General features: G+C 72.0%; 10 protein-coding genes. 6 read left to right on the top strand and 4 right to left on the bottom strand.

Features of this window, described 5'->3' with window-relative positions; genetic code table 11:
- Positions 1 to 19 precede the first annotated feature (19 nt).
- The 3 genes from ACFHWU_RS15140 to ACFHWU_RS15130 form a co-directional block, all read right to left on the bottom strand.
- Entirely contained in the window at positions 20 to 1,603 is a 1,584-nt protein-coding gene (locus ACFHWU_RS15140) for a prenyltransferase/squalene oxidase repeat-containing protein (protein WP_416590840.1), read from the bottom strand.
- Between the two features lie 122 nt (positions 1,604 to 1,725).
- Positions 1,726 to 2,625 carry a terpene synthase family protein gene (locus tag ACFHWU_RS15135; protein ID WP_416554283.1) on the bottom strand — a complete coding sequence of 300 codons (900 nt, stop codon included), beginning with the start codon at positions 2,623 to 2,625 and terminating at the stop codon, positions 1,726 to 1,728.
- Between the two features lie 8 nt (positions 2,626 to 2,633).
- Entirely contained in the window at positions 2,634 to 4,055 is a 1,422-nt protein-coding gene (locus ACFHWU_RS15130) for a cytochrome P450 (protein ID WP_416554285.1), read from the bottom strand.
- Between the two features lie 234 nt (positions 4,056 to 4,289).
- Between ACFHWU_RS15130 and ACFHWU_RS15125 the strand changes: the two genes are divergently transcribed.
- Positions 4,290 to 6,398 (top strand): sulfatase-like hydrolase/transferase, encoded by a 2,109-nt coding sequence (locus tag ACFHWU_RS15125; RefSeq protein ID WP_416590839.1) that lies wholly within the window; start codon positions 4,290 to 4,292, stop codon positions 6,396 to 6,398.
- A gap of 135 nt (positions 6,399 to 6,533) precedes the next feature.
- Entirely contained in the window at positions 6,534 to 6,755 is a 222-nt protein-coding gene (locus ACFHWU_RS15120) for a hypothetical protein (protein ID WP_416590838.1), read from the top strand.
- 127 nt (positions 6,756 to 6,882) lie between these two features.
- Here the strand turns inward: ACFHWU_RS15120 and ACFHWU_RS15115 are convergent, their stop codons facing one another.
- Positions 6,883 to 7,398, bottom strand: a complete 516-nt coding sequence (locus tag ACFHWU_RS15115; RefSeq protein ID WP_416554291.1) for a hypothetical protein — start codon at positions 7,396 to 7,398, stop codon at positions 6,883 to 6,885.
- Between the two features lie 380 nt (positions 7,399 to 7,778).
- Between ACFHWU_RS15115 and ACFHWU_RS15110 the strand changes: the two genes are divergently transcribed.
- Genes ACFHWU_RS15110 through ACFHWU_RS15095 form a run of 4 tightly spaced genes read left to right on the top strand, consistent with a single transcriptional unit; the run spans position 7,779 to position 13,543 of the window.
- The gene (locus tag ACFHWU_RS15110; RefSeq protein WP_416590837.1) at positions 7,779 to 9,437 is read left to right on the top strand and encodes an ABC transporter substrate-binding protein; all 1,659 of its coding nucleotides are present in this window, start codon (positions 7,779 to 7,781) and stop codon (positions 9,435 to 9,437) included.
- A 22-nt stretch (positions 9,438 to 9,459) separates the two neighbouring features.
- A complete protein-coding gene (locus ACFHWU_RS15105; protein WP_416590836.1) occupies positions 9,460 to 10,470 on the top strand; it encodes an ABC transporter permease in 1,011 nt (336 codons plus the stop codon).
- The gene (locus ACFHWU_RS15100; protein WP_416554297.1) at positions 10,470 to 11,366 is read left to right on the top strand and encodes an ABC transporter permease; all 897 of its coding nucleotides are present in this window, start codon (positions 10,470 to 10,472) and stop codon (positions 11,364 to 11,366) included. Before ACFHWU_RS15105 ends, ACFHWU_RS15100 begins: the two co-directional genes overlap by 1 nt.
- 5 nt (positions 11,367 to 11,371) lie before the next feature.
- The gene (locus ACFHWU_RS15095) at positions 11,372 to 13,543 is read left to right on the top strand and encodes a dipeptide ABC transporter ATP-binding protein (RefSeq protein ID WP_416590835.1); all 2,172 of its coding nucleotides are present in this window, start codon (positions 11,372 to 11,374) and stop codon (positions 13,541 to 13,543) included.
- The last annotated feature ends 9 nt before the right edge of the window (positions 13,544 to 13,552 follow it).

The following is a 13,552-nucleotide window of genomic DNA, read 5'->3' as shown; positions in this document are numbered from 1 at the left end:
CAGCGTCGCGGTCCGGTGCTCAAGCGTGCCTGTTGGAGCCGGTGACGCGTGCCCGGTGAACGAGTTTGCCGGCGGCCACGATCTCTGCCGCGACCACTGTGATCGGTTGGTAGAGGTCCTTGTCGTGCCAGAGGGCCGGCCCCTGGTCGGCGGTGGACGGTACGAGATGGGCGGCACCCCGGCGGGCGGCCCGTAGCATCCGGTCACTGGGCGGGTCGGTGGTGGCGAGCAGGATCCGTACCGCGTACGCGGTCTCTTCGGCGGTGCCGTGCCAGCGCCCCCAGGAGCCGTCCGGCCGTTGGGTACGCAGCACCCAGTCCACCGCCCGCAGCACGGCGGCTGCCGGCCGGGCCCCGGTGCCGGCGGCGGACAACGCCAACGCGCAGGCGGCGGTCGCGTAGTACGGCGAGGCGTGCCAGCGGTCCTGCCAGGAGCCGTCGGGTTGCTGCTGGTCGCACAGCCAGGTGCTGATCGACCGGCGGAGTACATCCAGGTCGGCGGCGCGCCGGCCACCCCCGACCGCCTGAAGGGTGTCGAGGGCGTGCGCGTTGGTGGTCACCGAGGCGCCGTCCTCACCCGGCCAGGTGGCAATGTGGTCGCCGGCCCGGAAATCGAGCAGCACCGCCGGATCGGCTGGCTGTCCGAGCAGCGCGAGACAGTGCAGGACCACGGCGGTGGTGTCGGCGTCCGGCGGCAGGCCCGCCCCGGTCGCCGCACCGGCCGGGGTGAGCGCCGCACGCAGGGATCCCGGCAGTTCGGGCGGCACCAGCATGGCGACGTCGGCGCGCAGCAGGGTGGTCAGGACCCAAGCCCGCTCGAACACGGCGACGGGCGTGGCACACGGCACCGGACCGTCGTGTTCGCGTACCACCGTTTCCAGGTAGCGGCGCGCGGGCACCGGGTCGATTTCGGTGCGGATCGGGTCGATGGTGGCGAGCCAGGCCGCGGTGGCGGCCGGCGAACCGCCGACCGTGCCGGCCCGTCGGCCCGTCCCGGATCCCGTGAGCGGGTGTGCCGGCACGGGCGCCACCACTGGACGGCTCAGCGGCGCCGCCTGGTGGGCGAAGGTCTCGTACGCGTGCAGCAGCTTTGTCGGCACCGGCCGGCCACCGGCGGACAGCCGGCGTACCGCGTCCAGCCGGCCGGAGTCGAGTTCACCCCGCAGCCGTAGTAGGGCGTCGGGCGCCGGGTCGTTCGCGGGCGGGCCGGGGCGGTGCCGTAGCCGTTGGTTGATCCGGTCGACCAGCGCCGGCACGATCAGGTCGACGGCGGGGGTGTCGGGCAGTGTCCCGCCGGTCGTCGCGGCGAGGATCCGGTGCGCGGCGGTCAGCCCCCGCATCGTCGCGTCGGGCAGCGGCGTGGCGGTGGACCGGACCGCCGCCGGTACGGCCGCGACGCCGAGCAGCGCCTCGACGGCGCTCAACGTCGGGACCAGCGCGTAGCCGCCCGGACCGCCCCAGCTGCCGTCCGGCTGCTGGCTGGCCAGCAGATGTCGCACCCGAGTCCGGTGCCCGGTCAGCCAGGGGGCGAGGCTGACCAGGCGGGCTGTCTCGTAGACGGAGACGTCGGTGTGGCCCCAGGGCTGACCGGGCAGCCGGTCCACGACTTCCTGCGCGGCCCGGTCCCAACTGTCTGTGACGGGGCCGGCGTACCATCGGGCACGGCCTGGGACCGGGCCGGTCGTGGCGGGCCCGCCACTGGGCGCGGCCCGGCTTCCGGTGACCGTCACAGCTCGCCCCAGAAGTCGGTGACCCGGTAGAAGCCGCTGGTGTATCCCAGCTGCCGGGACAGGTAGGCGGCCTGGTTGGGGCAGCGGATCTCCAACGGCCGCAGCAGGTCGCGACACCGGTCCACCAGATGTCCGATCTGGTCCTCCACGACACCCCGGTCGGCGGTCACCAGCAGCGCGTTGAGGTCACCCCAGGTGGTGTCCCGCCTGATCGAGGCGAGGTCGTTGACCAGTCGGAGCACCCGCTGCACCTCCCGACTGACGGTGATCAGCTCGGTCAGGTGCGCGAGCGTCGGGCCGTCACCCAGACGCAGCCAGTGCGTCGCGTTGACGAAGGTCGATCCAAAGTTGTCGGCGTTGTCGAGGTAGTCGGCGAAGGTCGGGCCGGCTTCCGCCGGGGCGGTGCGGCGGGCCGCCTTCCACCGCCATTCCCGGTGCATGGCGGTGAGCGTCCGGTCCAGCTCGGCCCACCAGCGGTCCCGTCGGGCGGCGAAGGCGGGTGCCTGGTCGAGTTCGGCGACGAGGTCGGCGAGGAATCGGCCGAGTTCGTCGTCGGGTCCGGCCGCGGCGCCGTGCGCCACCGCACGGCACCGGTCGACGAGGGCGACGATCTCGTCGTCAGTCGTGGCCCGGTAGTCGATCAACCAGTCGGCGGCGAACACCCACAGCGCGGCCCGGTTGGCCAGCCGTAGCTGCTCCGGGGTGCACCAGGGCGCGGCGAACGCGGTGGCCAGCGAGATCGCGGCGCTGACCGCCGGGTCGAACGGGCGGGCCGGGAACAGACCGGGGTAGGCCCGGGTGTGTTCAGCCAGGTCACGCTGACCGTGGATCGCGATCGCGCAGATCCGGCCGTTCTCGGCCGCGCTGTGCAGGTTCGCTGCGGCCGATGAGGACATCGAGTGCATCAGACCGTCCGGGAGAGGGCGGCCGGTTCCATCCGGACCCGTACCGGTGCGTCGGTCCGTACCGACGCACCGGCCTGCGGCGTGGGCAGCCGTCCGTCCGTCACCCGCACCCGGAACCGGCTGAGGACCGTGGCGACGATCAGCGACGCCTCCAGGTAGAACAGGTGCTGGCCGAGGCACTGGTGCGGCCCGCCGCCGAACGGGAAGTGAGCGTACCGCTGCCGGCGCCGTGCCGCCGCCGACGGACCGGTACCGGGGTCTTCCGTACCGTCGGGGTCGAACCGGTCGGGGTCGAACCGCTCCGGGTCCGGCCAGACCGTGGGCAACCGGTGGGTCAGGTACGGGCTCGCCACCAGTTGCGCGCCCGCCTCGATGCGGACCCCGTCGATCACGTCGGCGGCGAGCGCGGTACGTGGGATCAGCCAGGCCACCGGGTACAGCCGCAGCAACTCGTCCAGCACCATCCGGGTGTAGCGCAGCCGGGGCAGGTGGTCGCGGCGGACCGGTCCGCCGCCGACCACCTCGTCGATCTCCCGCTGCAGCCGGTCGGCGACCGCCGGGAGGCGGTGCAGCAGCGGCCAGAGCCAGGTCAGTACGCCGTAGGTGGTTTCGGTGCTGGTGGCGAACATGGCCACCGTGTCGTTGCGGATCTGCGCCTCGTCGAAGGCCCGGCCGTCACGGTCGCGGGCCCGGACCAGGGTCCCGACGACGTCGTCGGTGTCGTCGCCGTCGGCCCGGGCCTGTCGTACCACCGGCAGCACGATCTCGTCGATGGTCCGTACGGCCTGACGGAACGCGCGGTCGCGGGGCAGCGGGACCGAGTTGGGCACGAATGGCAGGAGCAGCCTCGGCAGTACGGCGGTGGCGATGGTGTCCTGGGCTGCGGCGATCCGCAGCGCCTGATCGGTGGTGAACCGGTCGGCGAACATGACCCGGACGATGGCGCGGCAGACCAGCCGGGCCAGTTCGGCGCCGATGTCGACGGTGTGTCCGTGCCGGGCCGCGTCGGCCAGCGGCCCGGTCGCGTCCGCGATCGCCGTGGCCAGGTCGTCGGTGAGGGCGTCCAGCCGTCGTGCGGTGAACAGCGGCTGCAGCGTACGGCGGCTGTCCGACCAGACCGGACCTTCGCTGAGGATGCCGTCGCCGAACAACCGCAGGATGGGCCGCCAGAGCAGGCCACGGCCGTCGCGCAGGTAGTTGGTCGCGTTGTCCCGCAGCACGTGCGCCACCTGAGCGGGATCACTGACCAGGTAGAGCCGGGCCGGTCCGGCGGACAGCCGGACGATGCCGCCGTCGGCGTCGGCGGTGAGCCCGACGAGGGTCCGCAGCGGGTCGCGGACCAGCCCGGGCAGGACGCGTAGCGCCGCGACCGGACGCATCGGGGCGGAAGAGGCACCCGGTCGGGGTGTTCGACCCGTCATGCTGTCACCCTGCACACGATCTCCGTTCCGCCACCTGACCGCAGGGGTCCACCGGGTCGACTAGTGACTGATTGAAAGCATAGGACGACGTTCGGCTGATCATGCCATGACGAACACGGCCAATCTAGGTTCATAGATGTTAAATTCTCCCTTGGTGCGCACACTTTTCGGCGCGCCAGCCGTCCGGTCGTCTGCGCCGGCATTCGACATGGCCTGGTGTGGTATGAGTGCACGGTGACCCAGACGCAGCCCGGCACCGGTGCCGACGACCCGAAGCCGAGCCCCCGACGGGCGTCCGGCTGGCCCTATCTGGTGGAGTTGATCGCACTCTGCGGGCTCGTGGTGGCCCAGCCGCTGCTCGACGTGATCGGTCGCAGCCCGGACTTCTTCTTCTTTCACGGTGCCGGACCGGCCGCCGTTCTCACCCTGGTCGCGGTGATCGTGCTGGTTCCGCCGGTGCTGTTGTGGGGTCTCGGCTGGCTGGCCGGGCTGGCCGGGGCGACGGTCCGGCGGTGGACCCATCTGGCCCAGCTCGGCGGTCTGACCGTGTTGTTCATCGTGCAGATCGGAAAGACGCTGATCGATGTGCGGGGCCCGCTGCTGGTGGTGCTCGCCGTCGTCGTCGCCACGGTGTTGCTCGCGGGGTTCGCCAGGTCGACGGTCGCCCGGCAGGTACTGCGGGTCGCCGCGGTCGGTCCGCTGGCGTTCGTGCTGCTGTTCGTCTTCGCCTCGCCGTCGTCGGCGGTGCTGCTCGGCCGGGGGGCGTCCGGCGCGCCGGTGCGCAGCATCGGTCCGCATCCGCCGGTCGTCATGATCATCCTCGATGAGTTCCCGCTGGTGTCGCTGCTCGACGAGCAGGGTGAGATCGACGCCGAGCTGGTGCCGAACTTTGCCCGGCTGGCGGCCGGCTCGACCTGGTACCGCAACGCCACCACGGTGAGCGGCAAGACCGTCAACGCGGTGCCGGCGATGCTGACCGGACGGTACCCGACCGGGGAGTTGACACCGCACTACTCACAGCACCCGGACAACCTGTTCACCCTGCTCGGACCGGCCTACCAGATCGAGGCCTGGGAGAACGTCACCCAGCTCTGCCCGCCGCAGCACTGTCGGGGACGTCCCGGGCAGGACCGGGGCAGCCTGCCGGTGATGCTGCGGGAAACCGCGGCACTGTACGGCCAGTTGATCTCCCCGGACGATTCGCTGGACGACCCGGCGGCGAGTTTCCGCGAACCGACGGTGGCCGACGACATTCGGGCCAACGACAAGTCCCCGGACGCCGGCCCCGGGTTTCGGATGAGCCGGTTGAAGGAGAACCAGCCGGCCAGGTTCACCGGGTTCCTCGATTCGCTGCAACCCCGGGACACCCCGACGCTGCACTTTCTGCACCTGCTGATGCCCCATTCGCCGTGGACCTATCTGCCGAGTGGGATGCGGTACGACGGTCCGGGCGGGCTGCCGTACGACGGACCCTGGTGGGCCCGGCTCACCCATCAGCGGCATCTGCAGCAGGTCGGCTACACGGATCTGCTGATCGGCGAGGCGTTGCGCACGCTGCGCGCGAACGGCCTCTACGACGACGCGCTGATCGTGGTGACCTCCGACCACGGCGGCAGCTTCAGCGAGGGGATCGCCGGCCGGGAGATGGACGACCAGTTCGCCGCCGCCGCCGAGCTCGCCTGGGTGCCGCTGTTCGTCAAGGAACCCGGCCAACAGGTTGGACGGATTGACGATCGTAACTGGGAGCAGGTCGACCTGCTGCCGACCGTCGCCGACCACGCCGGGGTGCAGGTGCCGTGGCGTACCGACGGCATCTCCGCGCTGCGCGGCGAACGGGAGACTACCGACAAGCGGTTCGACCCGCGACCAGGCGAGCCGGTGACGATCGACGGCCCGGTCCACTTCGCCGCCGTACGGGCGGGTGCCAGCGCCCGGCCGGTGTTCCCGCCGCTGCCGGCGGCCGGCCTGATCGGCGCGGCGGTCGACGATCTGGCCGTGGTCGGCACCGGCCCGCCGGCGACCGTGACGAATCTGTCCGAGTACCAGGACGTCCGGGCGGAGCGCGGCAAGATCCCGGCGCTGGTGCACGGCACCCTGCCGGAGTCGGTGCCGGTCGGCGCCCCGCTCGCGGTCGCGCTGAACGGGCGGGTCGGCACCGTGGTTCAGGCGGCGCGCGACGGTGCCGGGCAGCTCCGGTTCGTCGGGCTGATCCCGGACGAGCGGCTGTTCGTCGCGGGCTCCAACCAGTTGGAGCTGTTCCTGGTCGTCGACCCGGCGGATCCGGTCGATGACGACCGGTCCGGTGCGGCGGCGACCGTTCGTCGCCTGCCCACCACCGGCTGATCCGAGCTGCCCGCCCACCTGCGGACGGTCCACCCGATGGATCGTGTCCAGCTCAGGCTTAGCGGAGCCGGCTGCTGGGTATGTGTCTGCCGACAGCACGCGCCGGAACCGTTGATACGGCACCAGCCAGGGTCGATGTCGGCGCGACGTGCGGGTGCCGACGCCGGACCGAAGGAGGCGACCATGGTCGGCAGGATGATCAAGCGTTGGGCGGTCGTCGCGGTCGCCGTGCCGCTGGCGGCGGCCGGGGCGCGCAAGCTCAGCTCGGTGGTGGAGTCCCGCAAGGGGCCGTCGCGCACCTCGAACCTGCTGCGGCGGGCGGGGGACGCGCTGCACCGGAACAAGCGGCACCGCTAACGGCGGCGAGCCGCGACAGGTTGCCCGGTTCGCAGCGCGGTTGGGTCCGTCGCTGCCGAACCGGGCAACCGTCCGGTCGAAGCCGGGCCCCCGCCGGCCCAGGGAACGACCGGCGGAGGCCCGAGGGTCAGGCCGGGCAGCTGCCGGCCGCCCGGCGCTTCTCGATCGCGTCGGCGGCGCCCGAGGCGTACTCGACGAGCACGCCGCCGCCCGGGTCGAACCGCCAGGTGTCCTGCACCAGCCGCAGTGAGCTGTTGCCCACGGTGTCCTCGCGGCGCCAGGTCAGGTCGACGGCCGTCTCGTCGACCGGTGTGACCTCCTGCAGCTGGAACTCGACGCCGTCCTGCACCGGGCACGTCTCGTTGGTCTCGACGAACACGTCCTCCGGAACCGACTGTTGGGCCTCGGTGGTCCACAGCCGCCAGGCACCCGACCAGTCGCCGCCAGCGATCAGGTCGAACTCCTGCTGAGCGACATTGAGCGCCTCGGCGACGTTGACCTGGATCGGCTCGCGGGTCTCGGTCGGCGTGTCGACGCCCGGGACCGACGGGGTGCCGGGGGACCCCGTCGGGGGCGGGGTGCAGCCGGCGACGAGTGTCAGGGCGGCCACCCCGACGAGTACGCTCGCGGTAGAGCGGCGCATGACTGTTCCTCCTCTCGGTGCGCCTCCGGCAGGGGACGGCTTTGGGAGCGCTACCAGAGGTCAATCTGGCAGCTTAGGCCCAGCATCAACTTTTGTCGATCACCCGCGGGTGGTCGGAGCGGTGCTGTGTATCAGGTGTGTGAAACTCTGTGAACAAGGTTGCGCGGGTGGACTCGGCTGTTTGGCTTCTCTGCCTCGCCATACGCCGGGACAGTCTCGGTGAACGGATTTCGCCTCTTGTTCACGAACGTTCAACCTGATAGAACACGGGGTGGGCGCGTCGTGCTTCGCGGCCCGCTTCGCCGTTCGACCCGCTACCTGAACGCACAGCTACCTGAATGCAAGGTCACCCTCGCCGTTCACGACGGAGGTCTTCTCCCATGGCTGGTACCTCTCCGCGGGGCGATTTCGCCTCGCCCGCCCTCTCCCGCCGGTCGGTGCTCCAGTTCGGGGGCATCGGCGCGTTCCTGTTCGCCACCGGCGCCTGTGCCTCAGGATCGGGCACCGACGGCTCCGACGACGCCTCCCCGGGCACCTCCGCCGACACCCTGCGTATCGCCGTCTCCAGCTACCTGAGCAGCTGGGACCAGGACTTCGTCGGCTTCGACCCGGTCGCGCTCATGCTGTACAAGAACGTCTTCCCGTACATGATCGACTACGGGGTCACCGAGGTCGACGGCTCCCGGATCCTCGACACCGAGAACGTCATGGCGACCTTCGCCGAGTCGTTCGAGCCGAACGCCGACCAGACCGTCTGGACCCTCAAGCTGCGTCAGGGCGTCACCTTCGCCAGCGGCAACGAGATGACCGCCGCCGACGTCAAGTGGTCCAAGGACCGGGCGTTCGCCGCCCAGGCCAACGTCGCCGGCATCTACCGGACCATCGGCCTGACCGAGCCGGACCAGGTCACCGTGGTCGACGACTACACCGTGCAGTTCACCCAGGCGTTCCCCAGCGCGCTGACCCGGCAGATCCAGGCGATCTCGCTGTACGTCTTCGACTCCGAGGAAGCGAAGAAGCACGCCACCGACGCCGACCCGTGGGCCACCGAGTGGTTCACCAACAACGCCCCGACCGGCGGCTACTTCAACGTCGAGCGGGCCGTGCAGGGCCAGGAGATCGTGCTGACCGCCAACGAGGGCTACCCGGGCCCCGACCCGGCGCAGACCACGACCATCCGGATCTCGGTGGTCCCGGCCGCCGCCAACCAGCGGCTCCAGCTGGAAGCCGGCGACATCGACGTGGCGCTGGGCATCGGCCAGCGTGACATCGCCGATCTGAAGAACACCGACGGCGTCAAGGTCATCTCCGCGGCCAGCAACGAGCAGGTCGCCATCCAGATGTCGGTGACCACCGCGCCGTTCGACAACGTCGACGTTCGCAAGGCCCTCGCCCACGCGGTGCCGTACGACCAGATCATCAACAACGTGTACGGCGGCGACGCCCGCCCGACGAAGAGCCTGGTGCCGCTGGACATGCCCGGCTACGACGAGCGCGGCTACCCGTACGGCTACGACCCGGACGCCGCCCGCGCCGCGCTCGCCGCCGCCGGGGTCGACCAGATCAGCTCCGAGCTGGTCTACGCAACCGACAACGACACCCAGCAGCAGATTGCGGTCCTGGTGCAGAGCGAGGCCCGCAAGGTCGGCATCGAGCTGGAACTGGTCCCGCTGGACCCGGCCACCCTCGCCGAGCGGCGGCAGCAGAAGAACATCCCGCTGCAGATCACCGCCGGCCAGCTGTGGGTCAACGACGTCGAGTACATGCTGGCCACCAGCTTCGTCGAGGGTGCCAACCTCAACTACTCCAACTACGTCAACCCGGAGCTGGAGGAAATCTACGAGCGGTCGCACACCGTCGTCGACCCGGCCGAGCGCAACGAACTCTGGCTGCGGGTGCAGGAGATCCTCGCCGCCGACGTGCCCTGGGCGATCCTCTGCCAACCCAACTTCAACCTGCCGGTACGCGAGGACGTCGCCGGCTGGGTCCAGCCCATGGACGGACTGGCCCGGCTGCGCTACCTCCACGCCTCGGCCTGACCGACCCCGGCACCCACCCCTCATGCGCATCGCCCGTTTCGTCGCCCGCCGGCTGCTGCAGCTCGTACCGGTGCTGCTCGGCGTGATCGTCGCGACCTTCGTCCTGGTCCGGGTGCTCCCCGGGGACCCGATCCGGACCATCCTCGGCCCGAACGCCACCGAGGTCGAGGCCGCGGCGGCACGCGCCCGCTACGGGCTGGACCAGCCACTGTGGAAACAGTTTCTGGACTACCTGGGCGGGCTGCTCACCGGCGACCTCGGCACGTCGATCCAGAGCGGCAACGCGGTCGCCGGTGAGCTGGCCCTGCGAGTCGGTCCCACCCTGCAACTGGTGGTGCTGGCGGTCGCCGTGGCGGTGCTCATCGCCGTGGTCGGCGGCATCTGGTCGGCGCGCCGCGCCGACCGGGCAGCCGACCACGGCATCCGGGTGCTGGCGCTGATCGGCAACTCGGTGCCGGAGTTCTGGCTCGGCCTGGTGCTGGTGCTGGTCGGATACAGCATGCTCGGCTGGTTCCCGGCCCCCAGCGGCCGGGTCGCCCCGGACACCAACCTCACCCCGATCACCGGCGCCGAGCTGGTCGACGCCGCGCTGACCGCCAACGGACCGGCGTTCACCTCCGCGCTGGCCCACCTGGCGCTGCCGGTGGCCACCCTGGCGATCGTGGTGGTCGCTCCGCTGCTGCGCAGTGTGCGCGCCTCCGCGCTGGAGGTGCTGCACTCCGAGGCATACACCGCCGCCGCCGCGCACGGGTTGCGCGACCGGCTGCTGCGCCGCGGCTACCTGGTGCGCTCCGCCCTGGTTCGGCTGCCGTCGCTGGCAGCCCTGGTCTTCGGCACCGCGATCGGGTCGACCGTGCTGATCGAGTACGTCTACTCGTGGCAGGGCTTCGGCCAGTGGGCGCTGCGCGGGCTGCTCTACCGCGACTTCCCGGTGGTGCAGGCCTCCGTGCTGCTCATCGCGGTCTGCTACGTCCTCGTCTTCCTGATCGCCGACGTGGTGCACGCGATCCTCGACCCGAGAGTGAAGATCTGATGGTTGACCTGCGCGCGGCCGGCGGACCGGCGGACAGCGCCGACGCCGCCGCCCCGGTGGTGGCCACCGGCACCGCCCGGGGCGGCCGGTTCGCCACCGTCCTGATCTCCGTCGGCGCGACGATCCTCGCCGTGGTGGCGCTGGCCGCGATCGCCGCGCCGCTGCTGTCGTCCTGGGGCCCGCAGGAAATCGACCCGGCCGGCACCCTGCTGCCGCCCGACGGCAGCCACCCGCTCGGCACCGACATCAACGGGATGGACGTGTGGAGCCGGCTGCTGCACGCCGGCCGGCTCGACCTGGGCATCGCGGTCGCCGCGGTCGCCCTCGCCGTGCTCGCCGGCACCACCCTCGGCCTGGTCGCCGGCTACTTCGGCGGCTGGATCGACGACGTGCTGATGCGGCTGCTCGACATCTTCCAGGCGTTTCCCACCTTCATCCTGGCCCTGGCGGTGGCCGCCCTGCTCGGCGGCGGCACGGTCAACCTGATCCTGACCATCGCCCTGGTCAACGCCCCCGGCTACGCCCGGCTGGTGCGGGCCGAGGTCCGCTCGGTACGCGAACTGCCGTTCATTGACGCCGCCGTCACCTCCGGCGCGTCGCACCTCGGCGTGCTCTGGCGGCACGTGCTGCCGAACAGCCTCACCCCGGTCCGGGTGATCGCCCCGCTGGGCTGCGGCTGGGCGATGCTCACCCTGGCCGGACTGTCCTTCCTCGGGCTGGGCATCTCGGTGCCGACCGCCGAATGGGGGTCGATGATCAGTCTCGGCTCACCGGACGTGGTCGCCGGCCGCTGGTGGACCTCGGTGCCGCCCGGCCTGTTCCTGCTGATCAGCGTGTTCGGCTTCAGCCTGCTCGGCGAAGGGCTGCAGGAACGCGCGGAAGCGAAACGGCGGTGACCGCGATGGACCCGACGACGATCACCCGGGACCTGCTCGCCATCGAGAACCTGTCGGTGCTGATCCGCCGGCCCGGTCGGCAGGTCGCCGCGCTCAGCGGGGTCGGCCTGCACGTCGACCGGGGCGAGGTGGTCGGCCTGGTCGGCGAGAGCGGCGGCGGCAAGTCCATGGTGGCCCGCTCGATCGTCGGCCTGCTGCCCGGCGGCGCGCAGGCCACCGGCCGGGTCCGCTTCCACGGCGGCGACGTCAGCAGTGACGCCACCGCCGACCCCGGCGGCGGGCCGGGGGACGGTGCCGGCAACACCGGCGGCCCGGTCGACGTGCTGCGGCTCGACCCGGAGCAGCTGCGCCGCCACCGCGGCCACGGCGCGGCGATCTGTTTCCAGAACCCGCGCGGCGCGCTCAGCCCCACCCGTACCGTCGGTCGGCAGTTGACCGACCGGCTCACCACCCATCAGGGGATGACCCGGCAGCAGGCCCGCCAGACGGCCCGGGAACTGTTCGCGGCGGTCGGTATCCGCAGCCCGCAGCGGCGGCTCGACGCGTACCCGCACGAACTGTCCGGCGGGATGGCGCAGCGGGTGATGATCTCCCTGGCCACCGGCTGCGCGCCCGGCCTGCTGATCGCCGACGAACCGACCACCGGCCTGGACGTCACCCTGGCCCGGGAGATCCTCCGCCAGTTCCGCCACGCGGCCGACGCCGACCGGCGCGGGGTGCTGCTCATCTCGCACGACCTGGCCTCGATCGCCGAGGTCTGCGACCGGGTGGTGGTGCTCTACGCCGGCACCGTCGTGGAGAGCGGGCCGGCGGCGCAGGTGCTGCGGGCCCCGGCCCACCCGTACACCCGGGCGCTGCTCGCCTCGGTGCCCGACGTGGACGGCCGCCCGGTCCGGGCCACCGGCGGCGGGATGCCGCTGCTGACCGCCCCGCCCGGCGACTGCCCGTTCGTCTCCCGGTGCGCGCATGCCACCGACCGCTGCGCCGCGCAGCGTCCGCCGACCGGCGCCGTGCCGGCAGCAGCGTCGGACCGCGTCGCGTCGGACCGTACTGCCGTCGGCGGTACGGCCGGTTGGACGCTGGCCTGCTTCCACCCGCAGACCGGGCCGTTGGTCACCGATCCGGCCGTCGTCGACACGTCGGTGGGCACCGCGTCGCCTGGCACCGCACCGCGGGTCGACGCCGAGCGGGCCGGTGCCGCCGAGCGGACGGTCCTGCGCATCGACGACGCGCATGTGGTCTACCGCAGCCGGTTCGGCCGCGGCGGGCACCACGCGCTGCGCGGCGTCGACCTGACCGTCGCCGCCGGCGAAACCCTCGGCGTGGTCGGGGAGAGCGGCTGCGGCAAGTCGACCCTGGCCAAGCTGATCCTCGGGCTGGTCGAGCCGGCCAGCGGCACCGTGGAAATCGGTGGCGCCCGGATGGCCGAGCTGCGCGGCCGGGCGCTGCGCACCCTGCGGACCCGCGCCCAGATGGTGTTCCAGGATCCGTTCGGCGCGCTCAGCCCGCGCCGCACCGTCGCGGACGCCATCGCCGAACCGCTGCGCGCGCTCGGCGTACCGGCGCCGCAGCGGGCCGAACGGGTCGGTGCCGCGCTGGACCGGATGGAGCTGGACCGGTCGATCCTCGCCCGCCGCCCGCATGAACTTTCCGGCGGGCAGGCGCAGCGGGTCGGCATCGCCCGTGCCCTGGTCGGCGACCCCGACCTGATCGTCTTCGACGAGCCGACGTCGGCGCTGGACGTCACCGTGCAGGCGCAGATCCTCGAAGTGATCCGCGACGTCGCCGCCGACCGGGACCGGGGCAGCGTGTTCATCTCCCACGACCTGGCCACGGTACGCGGCTTCGCCGACCGGGTGATCGTGCTCTACCTGGGCCGGATCGTCGAGGAAGGACCGGTCGACGAAGTCTTCACCAGCCCGGCGCACCCGTACACCCGGGCGTTGCTGTCCAGCGCGCCGAGTCTCGGCGCCGGGTTCGGCGGCGGCCGGGTCGACCTGCTCAAGGACCTCGACGAGACCGACGCCGCCGCCGGCTGTCCGCTCGCCGCCCGCTGCCCGTTCGTCACCGGCCGGTGCCGCACAGAGGAACAGCAGCTGCTGCCGTACGGGCGCAGCCGGGCGGCCTGCTGGCGGGCCCCGGAGATCCCCGACCTGCTGACCGCATCCGAAAGGTGACCTGAGACG

Source organism: Micromonospora sp. LOL_015 (genome assembly GCF_048060275.1).
Lineage (GTDB): Bacteria > Actinomycetota > Actinomycetes > Mycobacteriales > Micromonosporaceae > Micromonospora_E.
The sequence above is the reverse complement of the archived record's forward strand: the minus strand, read 5'-3'. Positions and strand labels throughout refer to the sequence as shown.